Source organism: Thalassovita sp., from assembly GCF_965218685.1.
Taxonomy (GTDB): domain Bacteria; phylum Pseudomonadota; class Alphaproteobacteria; order Rhodobacterales; family Rhodobacteraceae; genus Thalassobius.
In genome coordinates this window covers 1746296-1771030 of sequence record NZ_OZ244657.1, presented here as the reverse complement: position 1 = coordinate 1771030, position 24735 = coordinate 1746296, and the positions used below count along the sequence as shown (strand labels likewise).

Annotated in this window: 26 protein-coding genes; 24 read left to right on the top strand and 2 right to left on the bottom strand. The window is 59.8% G+C overall.

The annotated features are described in order from the left end of the window. Positions 1–72: 72 nt before the first annotated feature. On the top strand, positions 73–777 hold the full coding sequence (locus tag ACOQOQ_RS08915; protein ID WP_420566642.1) for a CoA transferase subunit A: 705 nt from the start codon (positions 73–75) through the stop codon (positions 775–777). Beyond that, the gene (locus tag ACOQOQ_RS08910; protein WP_420566641.1) at positions 777–1406 is read left to right on the top strand and encodes a CoA transferase subunit B; all 630 of its coding nucleotides are present in this window, start codon (positions 777–779) and stop codon (positions 1404–1406) included. Before ACOQOQ_RS08915 ends, ACOQOQ_RS08910 begins: the two co-directional genes overlap by 1 nt. A gap of 55 nt (positions 1407–1461) precedes the next feature. Here ACOQOQ_RS08910 and ACOQOQ_RS08905 read toward each other — a convergent pair whose 3' ends face one another. Next, positions 1462–2199 (bottom strand): transglycosylase SLT domain-containing protein, encoded by a 738-nt coding sequence (locus tag ACOQOQ_RS08905; RefSeq protein ID WP_420566640.1) that lies wholly within the window; start codon positions 2197–2199, stop codon positions 1462–1464. 376 nt (positions 2200–2575) lie between these two features. On the opposite strand from ACOQOQ_RS08905, the gene ACOQOQ_RS08900 reads away from it, so the two are divergent. The 18 genes from ACOQOQ_RS08900 to ACOQOQ_RS08815 all read left to right on the top strand — a co-directional run bounded on the left by ACOQOQ_RS08900 (position 2576) and on the right by ACOQOQ_RS08815 (position 19298). Beyond that, the gene (locus ACOQOQ_RS08900; RefSeq protein WP_420566639.1) at positions 2576–2770 is read left to right on the top strand and encodes a hypothetical protein; all 195 of its coding nucleotides are present in this window, start codon (positions 2576–2578) and stop codon (positions 2768–2770) included. Between the two features lie 245 nt (positions 2771–3015). Beyond that, on the top strand, positions 3016–3207 hold the full coding sequence (locus ACOQOQ_RS08895) for a hypothetical protein (protein WP_420566638.1): 192 nt from the start codon (positions 3016–3018) through the stop codon (positions 3205–3207). Positions 3208–3391: 184 nt separating this feature from the next. Then, the gene (locus ACOQOQ_RS08890) at positions 3392–3586 is read left to right on the top strand and encodes a hypothetical protein (protein ID WP_420566637.1); all 195 of its coding nucleotides are present in this window, start codon (positions 3392–3394) and stop codon (positions 3584–3586) included. A 212-nt stretch (positions 3587–3798) separates the two neighbouring features. Continuing rightward, the gene (gene cpaB / locus ACOQOQ_RS08885; protein WP_420566636.1) at positions 3799–4671 is read left to right on the top strand and encodes a Flp pilus assembly protein CpaB; all 873 of its coding nucleotides are present in this window, start codon (positions 3799–3801) and stop codon (positions 4669–4671) included. Positions 4672–4889: 218 nt separating this feature from the next. Further along, the gene (locus ACOQOQ_RS08880) at positions 4890–6323 is read left to right on the top strand and encodes a type II and III secretion system protein family protein (protein ID WP_420566635.1); all 1434 of its coding nucleotides are present in this window, start codon (positions 4890–4892) and stop codon (positions 6321–6323) included. 4 nt (positions 6324–6327) lie between these two features. After that, on the top strand, positions 6328–6996 hold the full coding sequence (locus ACOQOQ_RS08875) for an OmpA family protein (protein WP_420566634.1): 669 nt from the start codon (positions 6328–6330) through the stop codon (positions 6994–6996). A 228-nt stretch (positions 6997–7224) separates the two neighbouring features. Further along, complete coding sequence (locus ACOQOQ_RS08870) at positions 7225–8475, top strand: AAA family ATPase (RefSeq protein WP_420566633.1); 1251 nt, start codon at positions 7225–7227, stop codon at positions 8473–8475. 19 nt (positions 8476–8494) lie between these two features. Continuing rightward, positions 8495–9940 carry a CpaF family protein gene (locus ACOQOQ_RS08865; protein WP_420566632.1) on the top strand — a complete coding sequence of 482 codons (1446 nt, stop codon included), beginning with the start codon at positions 8495–8497 and terminating at the stop codon, positions 9938–9940. Positions 9941–9945: 5 nt separating this feature from the next. After that, positions 9946–10914 (top strand): type II secretion system F family protein, encoded by a 969-nt coding sequence (locus ACOQOQ_RS08860; protein WP_420566631.1) that lies wholly within the window; start codon positions 9946–9948, stop codon positions 10912–10914. Positions 10915–10925: 11 nt separating this feature from the next. Then, a complete protein-coding gene (locus ACOQOQ_RS08855; RefSeq protein ID WP_420566630.1) occupies positions 10926–11894 on the top strand; it encodes a type II secretion system F family protein in 969 nt (322 codons plus the stop codon). Between the two features lie 8 nt (positions 11895–11902). Beyond that, the gene (locus ACOQOQ_RS08850) at positions 11903–12466 is read left to right on the top strand and encodes a tetratricopeptide repeat protein (RefSeq protein WP_420566629.1); all 564 of its coding nucleotides are present in this window, start codon (positions 11903–11905) and stop codon (positions 12464–12466) included. 30 nt (positions 12467–12496) lie between these two features. Then, positions 12497–13357: a tetratricopeptide repeat protein gene (locus tag ACOQOQ_RS08845; RefSeq protein ID WP_420566628.1), complete on the top strand. Its 861-nt coding sequence runs from the start codon at positions 12497–12499 to the stop codon at positions 13355–13357. A gap of 17 nt (positions 13358–13374) precedes the next feature. Next, positions 13375–13896 (top strand): prepilin peptidase, encoded by a 522-nt coding sequence (locus tag ACOQOQ_RS08840; protein ID WP_420566627.1) that lies wholly within the window; start codon positions 13375–13377, stop codon positions 13894–13896. 83 nt (positions 13897–13979) lie between these two features. Next, complete coding sequence (locus tag ACOQOQ_RS08835; RefSeq protein WP_420566626.1) at positions 13980–15296, top strand: ATPase; 1317 nt, start codon at positions 13980–13982, stop codon at positions 15294–15296. Next, positions 15254–16090 carry an NAD(P)-dependent oxidoreductase gene (locus tag ACOQOQ_RS08830; protein WP_420566625.1) on the top strand — a complete coding sequence of 279 codons (837 nt, stop codon included), beginning with the start codon at positions 15254–15256 and terminating at the stop codon, positions 16088–16090. Before ACOQOQ_RS08835 ends, ACOQOQ_RS08830 begins: the two co-directional genes overlap by 43 nt. Before the next feature lie 273 nt (positions 16091–16363). Continuing rightward, complete coding sequence (locus ACOQOQ_RS08825) at positions 16364–17473, top strand: C4-dicarboxylate TRAP transporter substrate-binding protein (RefSeq protein WP_420566624.1); 1110 nt, start codon at positions 16364–16366, stop codon at positions 17471–17473. Positions 17474–17479: 6 nt separating this feature from the next. Continuing rightward, entirely contained in the window at positions 17480–18016 is a 537-nt protein-coding gene (locus ACOQOQ_RS08820; protein WP_420566623.1) for a TRAP transporter small permease, read from the top strand. Position 18017: 1 nt separating this feature from the next. Next, positions 18018–19298: a TRAP transporter large permease gene (locus ACOQOQ_RS08815; RefSeq protein WP_420566622.1), complete on the top strand. Its 1281-nt coding sequence runs from the start codon at positions 18018–18020 to the stop codon at positions 19296–19298. A gap of 16 nt (positions 19299–19314) precedes the next feature. Here ACOQOQ_RS08815 and ACOQOQ_RS08810 read toward each other — a convergent pair whose 3' ends face one another. After that, a complete protein-coding gene (locus ACOQOQ_RS08810; protein ID WP_420566621.1) occupies positions 19315–20235 on the bottom strand; it encodes a LysR family transcriptional regulator in 921 nt (306 codons plus the stop codon). Between the two features lie 80 nt (positions 20236–20315). On the opposite strand from ACOQOQ_RS08810, the gene ACOQOQ_RS08805 reads away from it, so the two are divergent. From ACOQOQ_RS08805 to ACOQOQ_RS08790, 4 genes are read left to right on the top strand one after another with little or no spacing between them, the layout of a single operon-like run. Next, positions 20316–21326, top strand: a complete 1011-nt coding sequence (locus tag ACOQOQ_RS08805) for a phosphotransferase family protein (RefSeq protein ID WP_420566620.1) — start codon at positions 20316–20318, stop codon at positions 21324–21326. A gap of 1 nt (position 21327) precedes the next feature. After that, positions 21328–22644, top strand: coding sequence for an acyl-CoA dehydrogenase family protein (locus tag ACOQOQ_RS08800; RefSeq protein ID WP_420566619.1), 1317 nt, complete (start codon positions 21328–21330; stop codon positions 22642–22644). Next, on the top strand, positions 22641–23954 hold the full coding sequence (locus ACOQOQ_RS08795) for a 3-hydroxyacyl-CoA dehydrogenase NAD-binding domain-containing protein (protein ID WP_420566618.1): 1314 nt from the start codon (positions 22641–22643) through the stop codon (positions 23952–23954). The genes ACOQOQ_RS08800 and ACOQOQ_RS08795 overlap by 4 nt, the downstream gene beginning before the upstream one ends. Further along, positions 23954–24721, top strand: a complete 768-nt coding sequence (locus tag ACOQOQ_RS08790; protein ID WP_420566617.1) for an SDR family oxidoreductase — start codon at positions 23954–23956, stop codon at positions 24719–24721. The genes ACOQOQ_RS08795 and ACOQOQ_RS08790 overlap by 1 nt, the downstream gene beginning before the upstream one ends. Positions 24722–24735 lie beyond the last annotated feature (14 nt).

The window sequence follows — 24735 nt, the reverse complement described above, 5'->3', positions numbered from 1 at the left end:
CCCCTCAGACCGGCGTGCGACGTTGGGGTAATTCCCCAGCGCGCCGTCATTTTGGGTTTGAGGGAGACATCCATGAAAAAAGTCTACGCAAACGCCACCGAGGCCCTGGACGGGCTGCTTGAGGACGGCATGCTGATCGCCGCAGGGGGCTTTGGCCTGTGCGGCATTCCGGAACTGCTGATTGACGCAATGGTTGAGGACGGCGTCAAGGATATCACGATCGCGTCGAACAACTGTGGCGTTGATGGCTTTGGCCTGGGCAAACTGCTGGACACCAAGCAGATCAAGAAAATGATCAGCTCTTACGTGGGCGAGAACGCAGAATTTATGCGCCAGTACCTGTCGGGCGAGCTGGAGCTGGAATTCAATCCCCAAGGCACCCTGGCCGAGCGTATGCGCGCCGGCGGCGCCGGCATCCCCGGTTTCTACACCAAAACCGGCGTGGGCACCGTGATTGCCGAGGGCAAGGACGTGAAAACCTGGGACGGTCAGGAATACATCCTCGAAGAAGGCATCTTCGCCGATCTGGCCATCGTGAAGGCCTGGAAAGCGGATGAGACCGGCAACCTGATCTTCCGCAAGACTGCGCGGAACTTTAACCTGCCCGCCGCCACCTGCGGCAAGGTCTGCGTTGTCGAGGTCGAGGAAATCGTGCCCACCGGCTCGCTGGATCCCGACGCGATCCACCTGCCCGGCATCTACGTGCACCGCATCATTCAGGGCGAGCACGAAAAACGCATCGAACAGCGCACCGTACGCAAGCGGGAGGAAGCATAATGGCATGGGATCGTAACCAAATGGCCGCCCGTGCGGCTCAGGAACTGCAAGACGGCTGGTATGTGAACCTTGGCATCGGTATCCCGACGCTGGTGTCCAACTATATCCCTGAGGGGGTCGAGGTGACGCTGCAATCAGAAAACGGCATGCTGGGCATGGGCCCTTTCCCCTATGAGGGCGACGAGGATGCTGACCTGATCAACGCCGGCAAACAGACCATCACCGAGCTGCCTCAGACCGCGTATTTCGACAGCGCTCAGTCCTTCGCCATGATCCGCGGCGGCAAGATCGCCATGGCCATCTTGGGCGCCATGGAAGTGGCCGAAAACGGTGACCTGGCGAACTGGATGATCCCCGGCAAGCTGGTCAAAGGCATGGGCGGCGCGATGGACCTGGTGGCCGGTGTTGGCCGCGTGGTCGTTGTGATGGATCACACCAACAAGCACGGCGATTCGAAGGTTCTGAAAGAATGCACCCTGCCGCTGACCGGGAAATCGGTCGTGGATCGCATTATCACCAACCTGGGCGTTCTGGACGTGGTCGAGGGCGGTCTGAAGATCGTCGAAACCGCCGATGGCGTCACCGAAGAAGAGCTGCGCGCAGCCACTCAAGCAACCATCGTCGACTAAGGCCCACCCTATTGGCGATGCACGGCCCGGCCCATTGCGGCCGGGCTTTTTCGTGTCAGTCCCCCAGATTGAAAACGCATCCGTCAGACACCAGCTGCGGCGGTGTTTTGCACAGCCCACGCGCAGCTGCAAAGGCCGCCAGCACCTTGGGTACAAAGGCGCGGGTCTCGGGGTCTGGCGGCACACCCTCGTGCTGACGCACAGCATCCTCACCAGCGTAATAGGCGGCAAGGGCCAGGATCGGATCGCCCTGGAACTCTTCAAGCAGCCCGTGCAAATAGGCGACGCCCTCGCGGATGTTCTGGCCCGCATCCTCGGCGTCCGCCTCGCCGAATCTGCCAGGCGCGGCCGGGAGCGCGTCGAATTCCACGGCGATCACCGCCAGAGCAAGAGCAGGCGAGACATTGGTGCCAACCGTGCTGAGCAACAAATCCGCGTTCCGGTCCCTGGCAATGCCCAAAAACGTCGACAGGCGCGGCACGGGCACGCCCGTTCCCGCAGGGGGATTCCCCAGCCGCACCAGCGCAGGTTCCAACCGCCCCGGTCCGCCATCTGATAACGCGGGCGAAATCTCGGCCCAGAACCAATCCAATGCGGGAACGAGTTGCGCAGCCGCCTGGGGCGCCGCGTCCGACTCGGTGGCAGGCACCACCGGGGTTACCTGTGGCGCAATCTGTACGGTGATCCGTTTAGCGCCCTCCGAGGACGGCGGCTTGACCCGTTTAAAGGTAAAATCTGGGAACGGAGGGGGATTCTCGGCTGCGGCCCCGCTGGCCACCGCCAAGATGGCCACAACGGCCCCTCGTTTTAATGCACTGCTGATGAACATTGCCTGAACTGCTCTGTTTGTTTTGCGCAAGTGTCGCAAAAATCCCGATACCAAACCAGCTTTGCGGCCCAAATCCCCGCTGAAATCTGGAATTTTCGCCATATTCACGGGGAATTTTGTGGTCAAAATCCACTATTTGGTAATTTTTTTGTTAATATTCAAATGGTTAAAATATTTTTCAAAAACCTTACCAAAAACTAAATTTTCGCTGTTTTCGTGCCCAAGTCTCGCCCAATTCGGCTGGCTATATCTAAGCATACCACGACGGAGCAGGCACAGAGAGACTGCCTCAAGGCCGGGGTGGGAAAACTGAGCAAACCGAACCTAAAGGACTAATACCATGATCAAATTCATCAAAAACTTCCGCAAAGACGAAAACGGTGCCGTGACTGTTGACTGGGTCGTTCTGACCGCAGCTGTTGTTGGCCTGGGCGTTGCAGCTTTCGCCGCTGTGGAATCGTCGACCTCGACCCTGACCACCGAGATGACCTCCGCTCTGAACACCGCTGACGCAACGACCACCATCGGCGGCTAATAGCGCGTGATCCCGAATTCCTGAACGGAATTTGGTCTGAGATCGGAAAGAGCCGCGCCTGTTTCGCGGCTCTTTTTCATAGGCACCGGAGCTTTGCCAAAACGCGCAATTTCGCCGAAGCCAACCTGTAATACTGTCCCTTGAACGGCGCTTGCCATTTCAGAATGACGGGGGACGGTGTGAAAAATGCGATGGGTGACCCGCCTTGCGATGCGCCCATGTCTGGTAAATGGAAAGGCGCTGGAATGGCAAAGTTTCGAAACATTTTTCTGAAAGAAGAAGACGGCGCGGTCACGATCGACTGGGTCGTACTGACGGCTGGCATCATCGGGCTGATCATCGCCATCGTTCCGCTGGTCGAAGAGCCCGTCGGCACCGTCACCGGGCGCACCCAGGTCGCCTTGGATGCGGCTGACGCGACCACGACATTCGAGTGACCCCGGCACGAAAACCCGCCCGTTGGCTTGAAATTGATCTGCATATTTCCTGAAAAGGTGCCGTTCGTGCCCAATTCCGGCCCGATTTGGCATCCAAAGTGGTGCCAGTTCGGAACGTCGGGGCAAGGTGAGAGAGGCCCGGAACGAGGTTTCGCAGAGATTCAGACCTAGAAGGGACACAACCATGATCAAATTCATCAAAAACTTCCGCAAAGACGAAAACGGTGCCGTGACTGTTGACTGGGTCGTTCTGACCGCAGCTGTTGTTGGCCTGGGCGTTGCAGCGTTCACCGCAGTGGAATCGTCGACCTCGACCCTGACCACCGAGATGACCTCCGCTCTGAACACCGCTGACGCAACGACCACCATCGGCGGCTAATAGCGCGTGATACCTCGGGTCGCCTGACGGCCCGACGGACAGATAGAAAGGGCCGCGCATTTGCGCGGCTCTTTTTGTTTGCTGCTTTGCCTGTGCGACGCCGCCAAACTGCCCGGCGGCTGGCATCATTCAGCCACAATCGGGAAATAGACATAATCCCGAACCCGTCGGATCTCCGACGTTGAGGCTATCGAGTATCGAAAGGAAACGTCATGCGCGCCGTCTTTGGACTTGTTCTGGTCGCAGGCCTGGCCCTGGCGGGCTTTGCCGTCTACATGGCCAAGAATTACATCTCGGGCTACCAGAACGAACTGGCAGCTGCGAATGCTGCGAAGGCTCAGATCATCCAGACCGTTGAAGTGATCGTTGCCAAGCGTCCACTTCGCTATGGTGAAGTTCTGAAAACCGAGGATGTCCGCTGGGCGAAATGGCCCGAAGACTCCCTGCCCGAGGGCGTTTTCAAAGCCGTGGACGATCTGTTCCCCGACCCCAAGAACCCCGACATGCGCCGCATCGTGCTGCGCGCGATGGAGCCGAACGAGGCTGTTATGGCCATCAAGGTTACCGAACCTGGCGAAGATGCCGGCCTGACCTCGCGCCTGAAAAAAGGTATGCGCGCCTTTACCATCAAGGTTGACGTGGCCACCGGCGTTTCCGGTTTCCTGCGCCCCGGTGACGTGGTTGACGTCTATTGGACCGGCGAGATTGGTACCGGCACCCGCAATGATCGTCGCGAAGTGACCAAGCTGATCCAACCCAACATCCAGTTGATCGCTGTTGACCAGACCGCAAATGGCGACGACGCCGAAGCGACGATCGCCCGCACCGTGACCGTCACCGCCAACTCGCAGCAAGTGGCTGCACTGGCGCAGGCCCAGGCCAGCGGCCGTCTGTCACTGGCCCTTGTCGGCGCCGAGGATGACACCGTGGCCCAGTCGGTTGAGGTGGACATGCGCTCTTTGCTGGGCATCAAAGAAGCCGAGCAGATCAAGGAAGAGCAGGTCGCCCAGTCCGAAAAGGTCTGCACGATCCGCAATCGCCGTGGCTCGGAAGTGGTGCAAATCCCGATCCCCTGCACCAACTGATCCTTTTGATGTCGATCCTGAAGATTATACGGGGCGGTCTGTACACAGGCCGCCCCGTTGCAATTTCGCCGCATCAAGGGGGCAAACATGGCCAGAATCACAACAGAGTCGCACCCGAACCTATTGATTCTTGCAATGTTTCCCGTTTTCCCCCATGCTGGCTGGCAATATCGGGCAAAAAGACCCGCTTCCGAGGCGTGATCGAAAAGGCAGGTCACATGAAAATTGTATCGTTTCTGCAAGCAGCCACTTTGGGGCTGTCCTTCGCAATTGGCGCAACCGCCCTGTCCGCACCGGCACAGGCCCAAAGCCTGCGTGTGGTCAAACAAGGCACATCCACCACGCTGAACGTCCCCATGAACCGGGCCGTTGTGGTGGAAAGCGACCAACCCTTTGCTGAACTGTCGATCGCCAATCCCGCGATCGCTGACATCTCTTCATTGTCTGATCGCACGATCTATGTGCTGGGCAAGTCGCCGGGTGTGACCACTTTGACAATTCTGGACGCGGCCGGACGGCTGCTGACCAATGTCGATGTGGTCGTGGCCGCTGATATTACTGAATTCAAACAGCGCCTGGGGCAGATTCTTCCCGGCGAACAGATCGAAGTCCGCACCGCCAATGACGGCATCGTGCTGTCGGGCACCGTGTCCAGCGCAGCGCGACTGCAACGCGCCCTGGACCTGGCCGAGCGCTATGCCCCCGAACGCGTGTCGAACCTGATGAGCGTCGGCGGTGTCCAACAGGTCATGCTGAAAGTCCGCTTCGCCGAGATGGAGCGTAACGTTTCCAAATCGCTCAGCACCTCGCTGGCGCTGGACGGTGGCATTTTTGGCGGTAACGCATCTGTTTCGGGCGGCACGAACACTAACAACAACTCGGGCTCGCAGGGCAACTCGCTCGGCGGTTCGATCCCGGCGACTTCGGAAGCGAACGGCGCGCTGCTGTTTGGTTTTGGTGCCGGCTCGGTCGAGGTCGGCCTGTTGCTGGAGGCCCTTGAAACCAAGGGCGTCGTCCGCACCCTGGCGGAACCGAACCTGACCGCCCTGTCCGGCCAAGAGGCCAAGTTCCTTGCGGGCGGCGAATATCCTGTTCCCGTCAGCCAGGACAACGGCGCGGTGACCGTGGAATTCAAACCCTTCGGCGTCGAGTTGAACTTCATCCCCCGCGTGGTGGATGGCGACCTGATCAACCTCGAGCTTGAAGCCGCGGTATCGTCGCTGGACCCGACCAACGGTTTCACCTCGAACGCATTCACTATCGACGCATTCCGACGCCGCGAAACCTCGACCACGGTCGAACTGCGTGACGGCGAAAGCTTTGCAGTGGCCGGTCTTTTGCAGGATGATTTCATCGACACCAACGGACAGGTTCCGTGGCTGGGCGACATCCCGATCCTGGGCACGCTGTTCCGCAGCGCTCAGTATCAACGCTCGCAATCCGAGCTGGTGATCATCATCACCGCCCACCTTGTAACCCCCACCCGCGGCGAGGTTCTGGCCCTGCCGACTGACCGGATCATGCCTCCGTCCGAGAAGGATCTGTTCCTGAACGGCAAGGTTGCCCGCGACGGCACGCGCCGCCTGAAAGGCGCCGCTGGCGAAGTCGCCCGGCAAGATTTCAGCGGCTCCTATGGCTACGTAATGGATTGATATGATGAAGAAACTTTCCGTTCTGCCCGCATTGATGATTGGTAGCGCCCTTGCCCTTTCGGGCTGCGCCGGAACCAAATCCTATTCCACCTTCACCCGCGAGGCCGGGGCCCTGATTGGTGGTGGCGATTTCGGCAACTCGACCATGAACAACACGATGGTGATGAGCGGCGAGAAAAGCTATGTCGTTGACTTGGCCCGCCGCTTTGACGCTGACGTTGGCTCGACCGTGAACTTCGCGTTCAACTCGTCCAAACTGGACGAAAACGCGCGTATCGCGCTGCGCAAACAGGCCAGCTGGATCAAGCAATACCCCGAGGTCCGTTTCCGCGTTTACGGTCACACCGACGCCGTCGGCTCGAACGCCTTTAACAACCGCCTAGGCATGCGCCGGGCCCGCACGGTCGTGAACTATCTGGTTTCGCAAGGGATCAGCCGCTCGCGGCTCGAGGCTGTGGTCTCGCATGGGGAAACCCAGCCGCTGGTCGTGACCGAAGGTCGCGAGCGCCGCAACCGCCGCACCGTGACCGAGGTCAGCGGTTTCGTGAAACGTCATCCCTCGATCCTGGACGGCAAATACGCTGAAGTGGTGTATCGCGAGTACATCCGCAGCGCCCGTCCTGAAACGGGCCTGAGCTCCATCGAGGGCGCAGAGTTCGCGACGACCCAATAAAAATCAGGGGGCTGAACAATCCCCCTGATTTTCCCTGATCGTCACAAGATTCCCAACAATTACGATTTTTTGGCCCTAATTCCGCCCAAGTTGAAAGCGAATTTAGCTTCAATGGGATTGGTGCGTTCCCTTGTTGGGGCGCAGCGAACACAGGATGGGGCATGAATAACGTACGTCAACGCCAAGCTCCGACCCTTCGTTCGCTAATCTGAAAAGGAAGACGAGGCGATGACGAGTGAAGCAAACCTGCAACCCGAGGCAAGCCCCTTGCTGGCTTGTACCATCAGCCGGGATGTGCAGAATTTCGATTTGCTGATCGAGGATATGGAAACCCTTCTGGGCGAAAGCTGGGGCGACCTGGGCTTTGGCGATGCGCTGGCATTTTTCCAACAACCCGACGCCGAGACCCTGGAATTCATTGCCATGGCCGTCGATTCCGAAGATGAAAGCAACCTTATTCTACTGGGCGATATCATCGGTCAGGCCAAGTCGCGCGGGATCAAGGTGATCCTGATCGCAGACGACGTGACCCCGGCCGCACTGCACCAGCTGCTGCGCCAAGGCGCGGACGAGTTTGTCCCCTACCCCTTGCCCGAGAACGAGCTGATGGCCGCGGTCGAACGCATTCGCACCCCCGAGCCCGAACCTCAGTACATCCCCGTGCCCGAGGTTGCTCCGAAGAAATCCGCCCACAACCGCGAAGGCGTCGTTATTGCCGTGCACGGTTTGGCCGGCGGCACCGGCGCGACCACGCTGGCGGTGAACCTGGGCTGGGAACTGGCGCACGTCGCCAAGAAAGGCGAAACCCAACCGCGTGTCTGCATTCTGGATCTGGATATGCAGTTCGGCACCGTTTCAACCTATTTCGACCTGCCCCGCCGCGAAGCTGTGTTCGAGATGCTTTCAGACACTGAGAACATGGACGAAGACGTGTTCATGCAGGCGCTGATGGGCGACGATGACAATTTTCAGGTGCTGACTTCTCCCACGGACATCATTCCGCTGGATCTGATCACCCCCGAGGACGTCCTAGCCTTGATCGAACAAGCCCGCCGCCAGTTTGATTATGTGGTTATCGACATGCCCAAGACCCTGGTCATCTGGACCGAGACCGTGTTGAACGCCGCTCATGTCTATCTGACCACGCTAGAACTGGACATGCGCTCGGCCCAGAACGCCCTGCGCCTCAAACGTGCTCTGCAATCCGAGGATCTGCCCTTTGACAAGCTGCGCTTTGTCTTGAACCGGGCGCCGAAGTTCACTGATCTGAACGGCAAATCCCGCGTCAAACGCCTGGCGGAAAGCCTTGGCATCTCGATCGAGCTGCTGATGCCGGACGGAGGAAAACCCGTGGTGCAATCCGGCGATCACGGACAACCCTTGGCGCTGAGTGCACCCAAGAACGTGCTGCGCAAGGAAATCGCGAAACTGGCGAATGATCTGCACCAGATCGGCCAACAAGTGGCCGAAGCCAGCTGATAGAATAAGGGTTTAGCAAATGTTCTCACGTTACAAAAAACCAAATGCCCAGCCCACCTCGCGCGCGCCGGCCCCCGAGCCAGTCCCCGAGGCAGCCGCCGAAGCAAGCCCCGCGTCCAAACCCGTTATGATCCGCAAGCCGATGCCCAAAGCGGCGGCGCAAGCGCCAAGCGCCGACAAAGATCGCAAGCGCAAAGAGCGCCTGTCCGAGATCAAGCTGGAACTGCACCGCGCCCTGCTGGATAACCTGAACCTGTCCGCGCTGGAAACCGCATCCGAGGCCGAGCTGCGCGGGGAAATCGGCGCCATCTCGACCGAAATTCTGGAAGAAAAAGGCATAGTGCTGAACCGCGAGGATCGCACGACCCTAAACCAGGAACTCTACGACGAAGTCACCGGCCTGGGCCCGCTGGAGGCCTTGCTGAAAGATGAATCCGTCAACGATATTCTGGTGAACGGCCCCCAACGCATCTTTGTGGAACGGGCTGGTAAGCTGGAACTCAGCGACATCACCTTCAAAGACGAAAAGCACCTGCTGCGGATCATCGATAAGATCGTTTCGGCCGTGGGCCGCCGCGTCGATGAATCCAACCCCTATGTTGACGCCCGTCTGGCCGATGGCTCGCGTTTCAACGCCATGGTGCCGCCGGTTGCGGTGGATGGCTCGCTGGTGTCCATTCGTAAATTCAAGAAAGACAAGCTGGGCATTGATGACCTGGTAAGCTTTGGCGCGTTCTCTGAAGAGATGGCCGCGTACCTGCAGGCTGCCGTGGCCACCCGCCTGAACGTCATCGTTTCCGGCGGTACGGGTTCAGGTAAAACGACCACGCTGAACGCGCTGTCGTCCTTTATCGACAACTCGGAACGTATCCTGACGATCGAGGATACGGCAGAACTTCAGCTGCAACAGGTTCACGTGGGTCGGATGGAAAGCCGCCCGCCCAACGTCGAAGGCAAGGGCGAAGTCAGCCAGCGCGACTGTTTGCGCAACGCGCTGCGGATGCGTCCGGACCGGATCATCGTGGGAGAAACCCGCGGCGAAGAGGTTATCGACATGCTGCAGGCCATGAACACCGGCCACGATGGCTCGATGACCACGATCCACGCCAACAGCGCCCGTGATGGTGTCAGCCGTTTGGAAAACATGATCGCCATGGCCGGGATCGAAATGCCGATCAAGGCTGTCCGCAGCCAGATTTCCAGCGCTGTGAACCTGATTGTGCAGGCCTCGCGTCTGCAAGATGGGTCGCGTCGGATGACCTCGATCACTGAAATCACCGGGATGGAGGGCGATGTGATCTCGATGCAGGAAATCTTCCGCTTCCAGCGCGTCGGCCTGACCCCGGACAACAAGATCATCGGTCACTTCACCGCAACAGGGGTGCGCTCGCACTTCTCGGAACGGTTCCGCCTGTGGGGCTATGACCTGCCCCCGTCCCTCTTTGAACCAGTCGCAGCGGAGTAAAGCCCATGACCATTTCAATGGAACCACTCATTTACGGTCTGATCTTCTTTGGCGTTCTGGTGCTGGTCGAAGGTGTATACCTGACCGTCTTTGGCCGCTCGATCAGCCTGAACAGCCGCGTGAACCGCCGGCTCGAGATGCTGGAAAAGGGCACCAACCGCGCCGAGGTGATGGAAACGCTCCGCAAGGAGATGAGCCAGCACATGAAGTCGCGATCGATCCCGATCTACGCGATTCTGGCCGACCGGGCGCAAAAGGCCGCGATTGCCTTCACCCCGACGCAGCTGATCATGATGATGGGTCTGCTAAGCGTGGTGGCCTTTGTCGGCCTGACCGTCGGCACCGAAACCTCGGTTCCGATCCGCGTTGGCGTGTCGCTGGCGATGGGCGTTGGCGGCATCTATTTCTGGGTCAACTCGAAGGCCAAGAAACGCATGGGCATGATCGAAGAACAACTGCCCGACGCGGTGGAACTGATGGTGCGCAGCCTGCGCGTGGGGCACCCGTTCAGCTCGGCCATCCAGATCGTCGCCAAAGAGGTCGCAGACCCCCTGGCCACCGAATTCGGCATGATCGCGGACGAGGCCCAGTACGGCCGAGACGTTGGCGAGGCGCTGAAGGATATGGCCGAACGCCTGGACATGCAGGATTTGCGTTTCCTGGCCGTGGCAGTGACTATCCAACAGCAATCGGGTGGTAACCTGGCCGAGATCCTGGCCGGCCTGGCCAAGGTGATCCGCGCTCGTTTCAAACTGTTCCGCCGGGTGAAAGCCATCACGGCCGAGGCACAATGGTCAGGCAAGTTCCTGTCGGCCTTCCCTTTGCTGGCGCTGATCGCGATCAACGTGATGGACCCGAATTATTATGACAACGTACTGGATCACCCCTGGTTCATTCCGGCCTGTATCGCCGTTGGCGCATTCCTGACCGTGAACCTTTTCGTGATGCGCATGCTTGTGAACATCAAGGTCTGAGGAAAAACGCCATGGACGATATCTTTACCTCTCTTCTGGGCCCCGAGCTGGGCGCGATTGGCCCTCTTCTGCTGATCGGTTTCCTGGCCCTTGCGCTGATCGTTGCCGCGGTGATGATCTTCTTGAACCAGAAATCCGACCCTCTGGAAAAGCTGAACGAAGCGCCCGAGCGGCGAAAGAAGAAGGAAACCAAAGCACAGGCGTCGTTGCGGACAGCAAAAAGCAACGACAAGCTCGAGAAATACTCGAACTTCCTGGAGCCCAAGAACGAAAAAGAATACTCGGCCGTTCAGCAAAAGCTGATGCAGGCAGGCTATCAGACCAAGGACGCGGTGCGTTTCTACCACTTCTCGCAGTTTGCGCTGGGTCTTGCCGGTCTGGCCATCGGCACGCTGTATTTCCTGCTGGTCCTGTCGGGCAAAGAGCCGACCACTCAGCAGACCCTGATGTGGATTCTTGGCCCCGGTTGTGCGGGCTATATGCTGCCCAAATACTGGGTTACCAAGCGCCAGCAGCAGCGCCAGGAGCAAATCACCGAAGGCTTCCCCGACGCGCTGGACATGATGCTGGTCTGCGTCGAGGCTGGTCAGTCCCTGGATCAGTCGATCATCCGCGTTGCCCGCGAGATCCGCTCGGCGTTTCCGGCGCTGGCCGACGAGTTCGAAGTCGTCAGCCACCAGATCAAGGCAGGTAAGGACAAGGCTACGGTTCTGGCCGACATGGGGGATCGCTGCGGCGTGGCTGACGTGTCCAGCTTTGTGACCGTGCTGGTTCAATCGGCCACTTTTGGTACCTCGATCGCCGAAGCGCTGCGGGTTTATGCTGGTGAAATGCGTGACAAACGCGTGATGCGCGCCGAAGAGAAGGCAAACAAGTTGCCGACAAAGATGACACTTGCCACAATGGTCCTGACCGTGCCGCCGCTGCTGATCATCCTGGTCGCGCCCTCGGCGATTGGTATTCTGGAACTAGGCAAGTGAGCAGATAAATGGACAAAGCAAAGGCGGGCACTGCCCTGCTGATCGCGCTTAGCTTGGCCGCCTGTTCTCCGGGCGGCCTCGGCGCGTCTCGGGATGGGGTCACCGCCCCGGGCGTTGCCAAACGCGGCGAGGCTGTCAGCAACCTGCTGGTCGCGCAGCGCCTGATGGACGCGGGTGAATATGAACTGGCGATGAAATCCTATACCCGCGCTGCATTGGATCAGGGGCTGACGGTGGATATCCTTGCGGGCATGGGCTCGGCCAACTTGGGGCTGGGCCGTCTGGGCCAGGCAGAAACCCTGCTGCGCCGCGCCGTCGCCACCGACGAGGCCATCGCAGAGGTCTGGAATAACCTGGGCGTGGTGCTGATGGAGCGGGGCAAAACCGCCGAAGCGACCCAAATATTCCAGAAAGCCTATGCCATGGATAATGGCGAAAGTGACTCAATCCGTGATAATTTGCGGTTGGCACTCGCAAAATCCGAAAAAACCCCCTATGATGCTGAACAAGAACAAGATTATAAATTGGTACGGCGTGGTAGCAGCGACTATCTGATCCGCCAGATACCATGATTGGGCAAGAGCAGTAAAAGGACGCAACAAATGCGCCACCCATTCACTATCATCCTGTGCCTTAGTGGGGCACTTGGCATCTCGGCCTGCGACCAGGCGCGTGGAACGAACGAGGTTGATCGTGCGATCTCGGCGGTGAACGCCGTTGATCAGAACAACCTGTCGGACATCATGCTGACCGTCGCCGACCCGAACGAGGCCGTCACCTATTTCAAGCGCTCGGTCAAGGAAGACCCTGATCGGATCGACTTGCAGCGCGGGCTTGCGACCTCGTTGGTTCGGGCCAGCCGCCCGACCGAGGCCGTCCCTGTCTGGCGCAAGGTTTCGGCCCACCCCGAGGCCACCAATGACGATCACGTGGATCTGGCTGACGCGCTGATCCGTACGGGCGCCTGGGACGATGCCGACAAGGTTCTGGATGCCGTTCCGCCCACTTTTGAGACGTTCAAACGCTATCGGCTTGAAGCCATGGTCGCCGATTCCAACAAGGAATGGAAAAAGGCCGACAGCTTCTATGAGATTGCCGTGGGTCTGACCACGCGCCCTGCTGGCGTGCTGAATAACTGGGGCTATTCGAAGCTGACACGCGGAGATTTCACCGAGGCCGAGCGTCTGTTCTCGGACGCGATCCGCAATGACGAAAAACTCTTTACCGCAAAGAACAACCTTGTTCTGGCGCGCGGGGCGCAGCGCAACTATTCGCTGCCCGTCATCCCGATGACCCAGACCGAGCGCGCTCAGCTGCTGCACACACTTGGCCTTAGCGCCGTGAAACAGGGTGATGTCAGTACCGGCAAAGGCCTGTTGCGCGACGCGATTGACACTCATCCCCAGCATTTCGAGGCCGCCGTACGCAGCCTGCGGGCGCTGGAATCCAACGTGTCGAACTAGGCTGGGACGCCCGACACGTGTCGCAGTTCTTCTCTGATTTCTCGATGCACCTGCCCGCAACTGCTGGGCTGGTGTTCTTTGTCCTGACCCTGCCGATCTGCGTCTGGGTGGCCTGGTCGGACATGAAGGCCATGCGCATCCCCAACAAATCGGTGATGATCCTTGCGATCCTTTTCGTCGGCGTCGCGCCGTTCCTGATGCCGCTGCAAACCGTGGGCTGGCAACTGCTGCATCTGGTGATCATCCTGCTTGTCGGCATCTTGTTTAACGCAGCTGGTCTGGTCGGTGCCGGTGACGCAAAATTTGCAGCCGCCGCAGCACCTTACGTTGTTATTGGCGACCTGCGATTCCTGATCGCATTGTTCGCTGCCTGCCTGCTGGCTGGCTATACGACCCACCGTCTGGCCAAGCACACCCCGCTGCGCAAACTGGCCCCCGAGTGGGAAAGCTGGAGCCGCAAGCGCGACTTCCCCATGGGCCTGCCGCTGGCCGCGACCTTGTCGCTGTATCTGCTGCTGGGCGCGATTTTCGGCGCCTGACCCTCAGATTTTCCATTTACGTCCATTTTTTTGCCACCTTGTTCCGGCACGGTGATCGCGAAGTCTGTACAGGATAGCCGCTTATGAACATGCAAGCCCCACAAAGCACTGGTGTGACCCCGCCCCCGCCTCCGGTTGATCTGGAGGACATGCAGCTGCCTCTGCCGATGATGCGGGACATCCTGCTGAAGACCATGTTCCGCAAGAACGTGACCCTCGTAACCGAGATTGCCGAGGCCGTCTGCCTGCCCCGCCGCGTCACGCAAGAACTGGTGGACATGAGCCGCGAACAGCGCCTGCTAGAAGCCACAGGCACCCTGAACGCCAATAACGGCAACGAAATGGGTTACCAATTGACCGATGCCGGAAAGGCCCGAGCGCTGGATGCGCTGTCTCAGTCTGAGTATTTCGGCGCCATGCCCGTTCCCATGGATGTTTACCGCGAGCAGGTCAAACGCCAGTCCATTCGCAATATCCAGATCACCCGCCAGCAACTGACCGACGCCATGGGTCACCTGGTGCTGCCGCCTGATCTGCTGGGCAATCTGGGGCCGGCTGTCAGCTCGGGCCGGTCAATCCTGATGTACGGCCCGCCGGGCAACGGGAAATCCTCGATCTCGAACGGAATTCGCGACGCGATGGGGGATAAGATCTATGTCCCGCGCGCCATTGAGTACTCTGGTCAGGTGATCACCGTTTACGACCCGATCGTGCACTCGGCCGCCGAGGTTGAAAAAGACGATCCCAACAGTCTGCGCCGCCGCGTGACCTTTGATACGCGCTATGTCCGCTGCGACCGGCCCACCGTCATCACCGGGGGCGAGCTGTCGCTGGATATGCTGGACCTGGTCTATAACCCCACGGCCCGCACCTATCAGGCGCCGCTGCAATTCAAATCCTCGGGCGGGATTTTCATCGTGGACGACCTTGGCCGCCAGGCTGAGCCGCCGCAATCGCTGGTCAACCGCTGGATCGTTCCGCTGGAAGAAGGCAAGGACATCCTTGCCCTGCAATCGGGTGAAAAATTCGAGGTCCCGTTTGACACGCTGGTGATCTTTTCAACCAACTTCCACCCGAACGAGATTTTCGACCAGGCCGCCCTGCGCCGTATCTTCTTCAAGATCAAGATCGACGGGCCAAGCCAGGAAAACTTCCTGAAGATTTTCGCGCTGGTCGCGCGCAAGAAGGGCATGCCCCTGGACGAGCCGTCGCTGGTGCACCTGCTGCAGAACAAATACCCGACCATCGACAACGTCTATGCGAATTACCAACCGATCTTCCTGATTGATCAGATGATCTCGATCTGCGAGTTTGAGGGCATCCCCTACCAGATGTCACCGGAGCTGATTGACCGCGCATGGGCGAACATGTTCGTGAAGGACGAAGTCATCGTGAAGTGATCGGCCTTGCCGGTTGCGGTCGGATGGGCGCGCCGATGCTGGCTGCTTTGCATGCGGCCGGGTTCGATGCGCGCGGATATGACGTAAAGCCCGCCGATGGGTTTGGCGATCTGGCGCCTCTGATGCTGCCACGCGACAAGTTTGCCAAGGGGCTGCATACGCTGATTTCGGTCGTGCGCGACATCGACCAGACCGAGGACGTGCTGTTTGGCGCCCAGAGTTTCTCGGCCAGCGCCACGCTGCAACGCGTGATCATCTCGTCGACGCTGTCGCCCAAATACGTCCGCGCGCTGCGCGATCGCCTTCCTGCCCATGTCACGCTGATTGATGCCCCAATGTCCGGGGCCGCGATTGCCGCGCAGGAACGGCGGCTGTCCTTCATGTTGGGCGGGGACCCGGCCGAGCTGAACGCCGCCCAACCTTTGTTCGACGCGATGGGCACGCATTTTCACAGGATGGGCCCCTTTGGCAGCGGTATGCAGGCCAAGGTGCTGAATAACATTCTGGCGGCGGCAAATACGGCGCTGACCCGGATGGTGCTGGATTGGGCGGACCAGGCCGATCTGGATACCCAGGCCCTACTGAAGTTGATGCATGATTCTTCTGGGCAGAACTGGTTCGCCTCGAATTTCGATCAGATCGAATTTGCCCGCGACGGGCTGGAGACAGACAATAGCATTGCAATTCTCGTCAAGGATGTCGAAAGTGCCTTGGATGCCGCGCCAGAGGATGCAGACCTGACTGCCCCACGTGCCATCCAGGCGCTTCTGCGCGGGTTATCCGCTCGTGATTAGACCCTTCATCGACCACACCGATGTTCCTCCATGCATACAATTCATGCCTAGAGCAATTTAAAATTGATCTGCTTTATGTATTATCCATCTCACCCGGTCTGGTCACTCGGAGGACTTGAGACCAAAGGTGCCACCGCACCTTAGCACCGGACAAATGGCCCGAAGCTTTGCGTCAGCAACGCCGCCCCTTCTGCCGGATCACCTGATTCCGGTAACGGCGACGCTGTGCCCGAAGCCAAGGAACACTTTCAGATGCCCTAGGGAGGGATACAAATGAACCTGAAACACGTATTTTCGGCAGCAGTGCTGAGCGCCGCCGTCGCCGTTCCCGCGGTCGCCGAAGAAATCCGCGCGACCTCGTCCTTTGGTCCCAGCCACGTGCTGGCCACCGACGGCTACCCCGCCTTGTTCGCCAAAATGACCGAGCTGACCGACGGTCGCTGGACTGGCTATGACACCCCGTCGGGCCTGCTGGCCCCCAACGAAATGAACACCGGTCTGCGCGACGGCATCTCGGACATGGGTCCGATCATCCTGCCTTACTTCGCTGCTGACTATCCCGAAAGCGGCCTGGTCGGCGAGCTGTCCATCCTGGGCACCGACAACCGCGCCATCGCCTCGGCTGTGACCGAATACATCGCCACCTGCGCCGAGTGCCAGGCCGAGTTCAAAGCCAACGGCCACGTCTTCCTGGGGTCGGACGCAACCACCAACTACCAGTTCCTGTCGACCAAGCCGATCAACGGTCTGGAAGACATGAAAGGCCTGCGCATCCGTACTGCGGGTTCGGTCTTTACCCGCTTCGTTGAAAGCATGGGCGCCGAGCCGGTTCAGATGCCCTCGTCGGAACTGTTCGAAGGTCTGTCCTCGGGCGTGATCGACGCGACCTACTCGTCGGTTGCCGACCTGAAGAACGCTCAGCTGTATGACGTTGTCAAAGCTGTCACCCTGGTTGACCAGGGCGTGTTCAACGCAGCAGCCATGACCAACGTGTCGAACATCCTGTGGGACCGCATGTCCGCCGAGGACCGCAAGGCACTGGCCCACGCTGGTCAGTACGCACAGACCATCGGCATCCAAAGCTGGATCGACAAGACCAACGAAGCCCGCGCCACCGGTGCTGAGAAGGGTATCGAATTCATCACCCCCAGCGACGAGATGAAGGCCAAAGGCGCAGAATTCCGCGCCGCGCACCTGAAATCGGCTGCTGCGACCCTGGAAAAGCGTGGCGTGACCAACGCGGCTGAGAAAATTGCCCGTTACGAAGCCCTGCTGACCAAGTGGGAAGGTCTGGTCCAGAACGTCAGCACCGAGGCCGAACTGGCCGAGCTGCGCTTTGCCGAGATCTGGGACAAGATCGACTACTCGAAGTACGGTCTGTAAGTCACCATGCATTTCGCGGACCGTTTCATCGCGGCCACGACGAAATGGGTCGGAAGCGCCATCTTAATTCTGATGGCGCTTCAGATCGTTATCGACGTGGCGATGCGCAATCTGATGGGAGCCGGCTTTCCGGCCACCGCAGAACTCGTCTCTAAATATTACATGCTGGCAGTCAGCTTTCTGCCCATTGCCTATGCCGAGCTTCAGCGTCGCCATGTCGAGGCCTCTATCTTTACCGATATGATGCCGAAATGGACGCATACCCCGATCTATGGGTTGGGTTTTGTCCTGTCGCTGTTTGTCTATGGCATCCTGGCCTTTGGCACCTTCCGTGAAGCTGTCAGCAAAACCAGCCGCGGCGCCTATGTCGAGGCCGGGACAATGGATTTCTATACCTGGCCGGGCACATGGATCCTGCCTGTGTGCTTCGGGCTGATGTTCATCGTGGTGCTGATGCGCCTTTATCAGGTATTCACCGGCCGTTTCAAAGACGTCCATGCGGACACGATGATGATCACCGAACCGATCGAAGAGGAAAAGTAATATGGATCCGATGACGATTGGTATCCTGTGCGTCGTTGGCGTACTGGCCTTGATCATGCTGCGCGTGCCGATTGCCGTAGCACTGGTCTTTGTTTCCTTTGTGGGCATCTGGGCCGTGGTGGGCGATCGCCCTGCCATGTCGATGCTGTCCACCGTTCCCTATAACTTTGCGGCCAGTTGGACGCTGTCCTCGGTGCCGATGTTCTTGCTCATGGGCTATGTGGCCTATCACTCGGGGCTGACGCGCGGCATGTTCGAAGGCGCCCGTGCGTGGCTGGGCTGGATGCCCGGCGGCCTGGCCATCGCTTCGCTGGCAGGTGCTGGCGGTTTTGCAGCTGTCACCGGGTCCTCGATTGCCTGTTCGGCTGCTATCGGCCGGATCGCTGTGCCGGAAATGCACCGTCAGGGCTATGACATCCGTATTGCGACCGGATCTGTCGCCGCCGGCGGCACCATTGGCGCGCTGATCCCACCCTCGATCCTGCTGATCCTGTTCGGCATCCAGGCCGAGGTGTCCATCACCAAGCTGTTCATGGGTGGCCTTGTGGTCGGCGTGATCTCGTTGGCACTGTATATCGCCGCTGTGATGATCAGCTATGTTCTGGCACCCGAGCGCCTGCCCCGCGCCGCCGCCTCCACCTGGGAGGAACGCATGGATGGCCTGCGCGAGGTCTGGCCTGTGCTGCTGATGATCGTTGTCGTGTTTGGTGGCCTGTTCTCGGGTCTGTTCACCGCAACCGAGGCCGGGGCCGTGGGCGCCATCATCGCCATCGTCATCGGCATCGCGCGCCGCACTCTGACGTGGAAGCTGTTCAGCGAAAGCTGCGTGGATACGCTGCTGTCCTCGGGCTCGTTGTTCATGATCGCCATCGGGGCCAACCTGTTCACCCGCCTGGTCGCGCTGTCCGGCCTGTCGCGCTGGATCGGGACCGGCATCGAAAGCCTGGGCCTGGGTGTTCTGGGCATCCTGATCCTGATCACGCTGATCTATCTGGCCCTGGGCATGTTCCTGGAACCGATCGGCGCCATGCTGCTGACGCTGCCGCTGTTTCTGCCGCTGATCAAGGACATGGGCATCGACGTGATCTGGTTCGGCATCCTGCTGGCCAAACTGCTTGAGATCGGGATGATCACGCCACCAGTGGGGTTAAACGTATTCGTTATCCACTCGGTCGCGAAGGATTTCGTGAAGCTTGAACAGATCTTCGCGGGTATCCTGCCCTTCCTTGCCGCTGACCTGCTGCTTGTGGTCGGCATGCTGGCAACCCACGCGCTGTTCTAGGCGCGTGGTACTGCCCTCAGGGCCCCGTCCAATCGGTTTCTGCAACGCAGGTCTTGACCATGTTGCGCAACCATTTGTTGGCGGGGTCCGCATCCGCATTCGAATGCCAGTACAAATACGCATCTACACGGGGGGCCTCGAACGGGACCGGCACGATCTGATTGTCGAACCAGACATTCGCCCGATGGGCAAAAACCTCGGCCATTGTCAGTACCATATCCGAGGCCGCAACCGCCCGCATCGCAGTGTTGATCTGCTGAACACGGGCAACGATTCGCCGGGCGTCCCCGTCCCGCGACAAAGCTACATCTTCGGGGCCCATGCCCTGCGAACGCGAAGTGACGATGATATGATCCAAGGACAAATAATCCTCCAGGCTGACCTCGCCGTTCACCAGCGGATGGCCGCGCCGCGCCACGACCACCGACGGGGTCGAGATCAGGTGCTCGCGTCGAATATCCGGCGACAAGGGCAAAAAGACGTCAATCGCGGCGTTGATCTCGCCCGCCGAAAGATCGCCATCGATCCGGCGCCGATCCATCGGCGACGAGGACACTGTCACCTTGGGGGCCTCGGACTTCAACAACATCACCAGAGGCAGGAAAAAACTGTTTTCCATCAAAGACCTCATGCCAATCGCGAAATGCATCTCGGCGGTTTTGGGGTCAAAGCCATCCAGCTCGCCCAAGGTGGTTTCGAACAGTTTCAGCGCCTCGCGCGTGGGGCCAATCATTTTCTGCGCCAGCGGGGTCGGCACCAGCCTTTGACCATGGCGCACGAACAGCGGGTCACCCACCCGTTCACGCAAGCGCCCAAGCGCATGAGAGATCGTAGGCTGGGTCAGGTGCAGCGTTTCAGCGGCGCGTGTTACCCCACCCTGAGAATAGATCGCTTCGAACACCACAAACAGGTTCAGATCAGTCCGAGATATATTCATACTATCTATGCCCATACATCTTAGTAATTCATTTTCTTATGTCGCGTGCATATGGCATCTGTCAACAGGGAGGCACGAACATGACGACCAATAACGGCACTTTGCCATTCGATCCGAGCACGCTTTCGGATTACCTGGGCGGCGTTCTACCGGGCTCGGGTCCGGTGGCGCTGGAACAGATTGCCGGAGGGCATTCGAACCCCACCTATTTCTTGGATTTCGGCGGCGAGCGATACGTGCTGCGCAAGCAACCGCCCGGCAAACTGCTGCCCTCGGCCCATGCAATTGACCGCGAATTCCGGGTGATCAACGCGCTGGCAGGATCGGGTGTGCCCGTCCCCGCCACCCCGCATTATTGCGAGGATCGCGAAGTAATCGGCACTCCGTTCTACATCATGGAGCGGCTGGACGGCCGGGTGTTTCACAACAACAGTCTGCCTGAACTAAGCCCCGCTGATCGCGGCGCCTTGTTCGAGGCGATGAACGATACGCTGGCCAAGCTGCACTCGGTCGATATCGAGGCCGTGGGCCTGTCGGACTACGGCCGTCACGGCGGGTTCTTTGACCGTCAGATCGCCCGCTGGACCAAGCAATACGAGGCCGGCAAAACCCGCGAAATCGAAGAGATCCCGCAGCTGGCCGCCTGGCTGGCTGACAACAAGCCCAGCGACGATGAAACCACGCTGGTGCATGGTGATTACCGTCTGGGCAACCTGATCATCCACCCCACCAAACCCGAGGTTCTGGGCGTGCTGGATTGGGAACTGTCGACGCTGGGCCACCCGCTGTCGGACTTGGGCTATAACCTGATGCCCTGGACCAACCTGGCCGAAGAATATCACGGTCTGGGAGATCGTGATCTGGATGCTTTGGGCATCCCCAGCCGGGCTGCCTATGCCGCGCGCTATTTCGAAAATCGGGGGCTGCCGCTGGACGATAGCCCCTTCTACACCGCCTTCGCCTATTTCCGCCTTGCCGTGATCTTCGAGGGCATCGTCGCCCGCGCCGCGCAGGGCGTAGGCAGCGCCGAGGGCATCGACCACCTTAGCCGGGTCTGGGCCCGGCACGGACTAGAACTTGCAGGAGACTGATATGGAATTCACCTTTTCTGAAAAAAGCCTGGAGATGCAGGCGCGCGTTCGGAACTTCATGGAAGACCATGTCATTCCGCGTCACAAGGACTTCATGGCCGAGCAGCATAACGGCACCTACACGCTGTCTTTCATGAACGACCTCAAGGCCCTGGCGAAATCCGAAGGCCTGTGGAACATGTTCCTGCCGTCGCTGAAAGACGACGAGCCCGGCACCCGCATGTCCAACCTGGACTATGCCCCCCTGGCCGAAATCATGGGCCGCCTGCCCTGGGCGTCCGAGGTGTTCAACTGCTCGGCGCCTGACACCGGCAACATGGAAATCCTGCACATGTTCGGCACGCCCGAGCAAAAAGAAAAATGGCTCAAGCCGCTGCTGAACGGCGAAATCCGCTCGTGCTTTGGCATGACCGAGCCTGACGTCGCTTCGTCCGACGCCACCAACGTGCAAACCCTGATCCGCCGCGATGGCGACGAATACGTCATCAACGGGCGCAAGTGGTTCTCGACCGGGGCGGCCTCGCCGAACTGTAAACTGTGCATCGTCATGGGTAAAACCGACCCTGACGCTGATCGCCACAAGCAGCAGTCGATGATCCTGGTTCCGATGGACACCCCCGGCATCACCGTCACCCGCAACATCCCCGTGATGAACCACCACAGCTATGAGAGCCACTGCGAGGTCGTCTACAAAGACGTGCGCGTGCCTGCCTCGAACCTGCTGGGTGAAGAAGGGTCAGGCTTTGCGCTGGCACAGGCGCGCCTTGGGCCGGGCCGCATCCACCACATGATGCGCTCGCTGGGTCAGGCTGAACTGGCGCTGGAACTGATGGTCGAACGCTCGCTGGAACGCAAAACCTTCGGCAAATACCTGCACGAGCAAGGCGTCATCATGGAAATGATCGCTCGCAGCCGTTGCGAGATTGAGCAGGCACGCCTGCTGGTTCTGAAGGCCGCCTGGATGATCGACAATGTCGGCGCCAAAGAAGCCCGCAACGAAATCGGCATGATCAAGGTCGTGGTGCCGGAAATCCAGGGCAAGGTCATCGACCGCGCCATCCAGATCTTTGGTGGCATGGGCGTGACCCCGGATACACCGCTGCCCGATCTGTGGACCATGGCGCGCTGCCTGCGTCTGGCCGATGGCCCCGACGAGGTGCACCTGCGCTCGCTTGGTCGCTCGTTGATTAAGGCCGCGCAGAAAGGCCCGATGAACTCGCACCGGTTCTACACTGTGCCGGATCGCGCAGACGAAACCGACATGCGCCCCGCCGTGGCCGCTGCGGTGGCTGCCCTGGCGAACGAGGCCGCGGAATGAGCACCGAAGCGCGTCTGAACGCGTTGCGCCAGCTGAATGAGGTTCAATCCTATCTGACTGACGCTGCCAAAGTCGCAGGCCAGGTGCCCGACACGCCCCATGCTGATCCCGCCGGGATCAGCACCGTGGGCATTCTGGGTGCAGGCGCCATGGGGCGTGGCATTGCCATGGCCTTTGCGCAATCGGGACATCAGGTGACACTGGTCGATCCGGCGCAACAAGCGCTGGACGCGGCCAAGGCGCACCTTCAGGGCCTCACGGATCGGGCTCTGAAAAAGGGCAAGCTGGACGATGCAGGTGCCGCCGCGCAGATGGCGCGCTTTACCTTCGCCAACGCGATCAGCGCCTTTGCCGGTTGCGATCTGGTGGTCGAAGCCGTGCCCGAGATCATGTCGCTGAAACAAAAGGTCATGGCGGAAATCGAACAGGTCGTTGGCGATGATGCGCTGATCACCTCGAACACCTCGACACTGGATGTGGACGCCATTGCCTCGGCGTTGAAAAACCCGGCGCGCTTTCTTGGGACGCACTTTTTCATTCCCGCTCAGGTGAATCCCCTGCTGGAGGTTATTCCAGCCACGGATACCGATCCGGCCACGCTGGCGTTGACTATGGCGCTGGCGCTGAAACTGCGCAAACGCGCGGTGATCGCGGCCAATGGGGACGGCTTTATCGGCAACCGCCTGTTTGATCGCTTCCATCAGGAAGCCATGTATCTGGTCGAAGAGGGCGCCTTTCCGCAAGACGTGGATGATGCACTTGAGGCATGGGGCATGGCCATCGGTCCGTTCCGTGCGCTGGATCTGGTGGGCAACGACATTCCCTGGGGCGTGCGCAAGCAACGCGCAGAACGGCCCAACCCACCCTTCCAACCCCGTGTGGGCGACGCCCTGTGCGAGGCCGGACTGTACGGGCAGAAAACCGGCCGTGGCTGGTATCTTTATGACAAGACAACCCCCCGAGGCCGCGATTACGAGGACTGCCGTGCCCTGATCCAAAAGGTCAGCCGCGATCTGGGTCTTCAGCGTCGCGCTGTCAGCAACCAGGAAATCGTGGGCCGTGTCATAACCGCCCTGATGGTCGAGGCCATGGCGATCCTGGCCGAAAACCGGGCGGAACGTGGCCCCGATATCGACGTTGTCTATACCACCGGCTATGGCTTTCCGGCAGGTGTCGGCGGCCCAATGCGCCTGGCGGCCGAATTGGGCGAGGACAACGTCCTGACGCTGGCCGAACATTACGGCCAGATCAGCGGCCGCGCCGATAGTGCGTGGAAACTGCCGGAATCGCTGCAGAAGGAAACTGCCTGATGGAACTTTTTGACCTGACGGGCAAGACCGCCCTTATCACGGGTGGCTCACGCGGGCTGGGCATTCAAATCGCCGAAGGCATGGCCGCGGCAGGTGCCAATGTCATCCTAACCGCCCGCAAACAACCCGAGCTGGACGAGGCCCAGGCCCACCTTGAGGCTCTGGGCGCCAACGTGGCGACCATCGCATGTGATTTGTCCGATCTGGAGAGCATTCCGGGCGTCGTGGATCACGCCAACAGCCTGTTCGGCCCAATCGACATCCTGGTCAACAACGCGGGCACCAGTTGGGCCGCCCCGACCGAGGATCACCCGCTGGACGGCTGGAACAAGGTGATGACGCTGAACATAACGGCGCCTTTCGTGCTGACGCAGGCGGTGGCGAAAACCTCGTTCCTGCCGCGCAAGACCGGCAAGATTCTGAACGTTGCCTCGATTGGTGGGCTGTCGGGCAATCGCGCCGACAGTGACATGTTCACGATTGCCTATAACAGCTCGAAAGCGGCGATGATCAACTTCACCCGCGCGCTGGCAACCGAGTGGGGTCGTCACAACATCAACGTGAACGCTCTTGCGCCCGGATTTTTCCCGTCCAAGATGTCCGAGAAGCTGATCGACCGGCTGGAGCAGACGCTGCTGCCCTCGATCCCGCTGCACCGGTTTGGCGGCGCCGAGGACCTGAAAGGCCCCGCCGTGTTCCTGGTCAGCGACGCTGCCCGCCACATCACCGGGCAATGCCTGGCCGTGGATGGTGGCGCCACCGCCTAAGTCGACCCGAGGGA

Excerpts from the sequence above, each read along its gene's own strand:
- ACOQOQ_RS08800 (WP_420566619.1), top strand. The coding sequence starts at position 21,328 with ATGGAATTCACCTTTTCTGAAAAAAGCCTGGAGATGCAGGCGCGCGTT.
- ACOQOQ_RS08890 (WP_420566637.1), top strand. The coding sequence starts at position 3,392 with ATGATCAAATTCATCAAAAACTTCCGCAAAGACGAAAACGGTGCCGTG.
- ACOQOQ_RS08845 (WP_420566628.1), top strand. The coding sequence starts at position 12,497 with ATGCGCCACCCATTCACTATCATCCTGTGCCTTAGTGGGGCACTTGGC.
- ACOQOQ_RS08815 (WP_420566622.1), top strand. The coding sequence starts at position 18,018 with ATGGATCCGATGACGATTGGTATCCTGTGCGTCGTTGGCGTACTGGCC.
- ACOQOQ_RS08805 (WP_420566620.1), top strand. The coding sequence starts at position 20,316 with ATGACGACCAATAACGGCACTTTGCCATTCGATCCGAGCACGCTTTCG.
- ACOQOQ_RS08865 (WP_420566632.1), top strand. The coding sequence starts at position 8,495 with ATGTTCTCACGTTACAAAAAACCAAATGCCCAGCCCACCTCGCGCGCG.
- ACOQOQ_RS08850 (WP_420566629.1), top strand. The coding sequence starts at position 11,903 with ATGGACAAAGCAAAGGCGGGCACTGCCCTGCTGATCGCGCTTAGCTTG.
- ACOQOQ_RS08915 (WP_420566642.1), top strand. The coding sequence starts at position 73 with ATGAAAAAAGTCTACGCAAACGCCACCGAGGCCCTGGACGGGCTGCTT.
- ACOQOQ_RS08810 (WP_420566621.1), bottom strand. The coding sequence starts at position 20,235 with ATGAATATATCTCGGACTGATCTGAACCTGTTTGTGGTGTTCGAAGCG.
- ACOQOQ_RS08820 (WP_420566623.1), top strand. The coding sequence starts at position 17,480 with ATGCATTTCGCGGACCGTTTCATCGCGGCCACGACGAAATGGGTCGGA.
- ACOQOQ_RS08835 (WP_420566626.1), top strand. The coding sequence starts at position 13,980 with ATGAACATGCAAGCCCCACAAAGCACTGGTGTGACCCCGCCCCCGCCT.
- ACOQOQ_RS08880 (WP_420566635.1), top strand. The coding sequence starts at position 4,890 with ATGAAAATTGTATCGTTTCTGCAAGCAGCCACTTTGGGGCTGTCCTTC.
- ACOQOQ_RS08895 (WP_420566638.1), top strand. The coding sequence starts at position 3,016 with ATGGCAAAGTTTCGAAACATTTTTCTGAAAGAAGAAGACGGCGCGGTC.
- ACOQOQ_RS08875 (WP_420566634.1), top strand. The coding sequence starts at position 6,328 with ATGAAGAAACTTTCCGTTCTGCCCGCATTGATGATTGGTAGCGCCCTT.
- ACOQOQ_RS08900 (WP_420566639.1), top strand. The coding sequence starts at position 2,576 with ATGATCAAATTCATCAAAAACTTCCGCAAAGACGAAAACGGTGCCGTG.
- ACOQOQ_RS08910 (WP_420566641.1), top strand. The coding sequence starts at position 777 with ATGGCATGGGATCGTAACCAAATGGCCGCCCGTGCGGCTCAGGAACTG.
- ACOQOQ_RS08790 (WP_420566617.1), top strand. The coding sequence starts at position 23,954 with ATGGAACTTTTTGACCTGACGGGCAAGACCGCCCTTATCACGGGTGGC.
- ACOQOQ_RS08870 (WP_420566633.1), top strand. The coding sequence starts at position 7,225 with ATGACGAGTGAAGCAAACCTGCAACCCGAGGCAAGCCCCTTGCTGGCT.
- ACOQOQ_RS08830 (WP_420566625.1), top strand. The coding sequence starts at position 15,254 with ATGGGCGAACATGTTCGTGAAGGACGAAGTCATCGTGAAGTGATCGGC.
- ACOQOQ_RS08860 (WP_420566631.1), top strand. The coding sequence starts at position 9,946 with ATGACCATTTCAATGGAACCACTCATTTACGGTCTGATCTTCTTTGGC.
- ACOQOQ_RS08795 (WP_420566618.1), top strand. The coding sequence starts at position 22,641 with ATGAGCACCGAAGCGCGTCTGAACGCGTTGCGCCAGCTGAATGAGGTT.
- ACOQOQ_RS08825 (WP_420566624.1), top strand. The coding sequence starts at position 16,364 with ATGAACCTGAAACACGTATTTTCGGCAGCAGTGCTGAGCGCCGCCGTC.
- cpaB (WP_420566636.1), top strand. The coding sequence starts at position 3,799 with ATGCGCGCCGTCTTTGGACTTGTTCTGGTCGCAGGCCTGGCCCTGGCG.
- ACOQOQ_RS08855 (WP_420566630.1), top strand. The coding sequence starts at position 10,926 with ATGGACGATATCTTTACCTCTCTTCTGGGCCCCGAGCTGGGCGCGATT.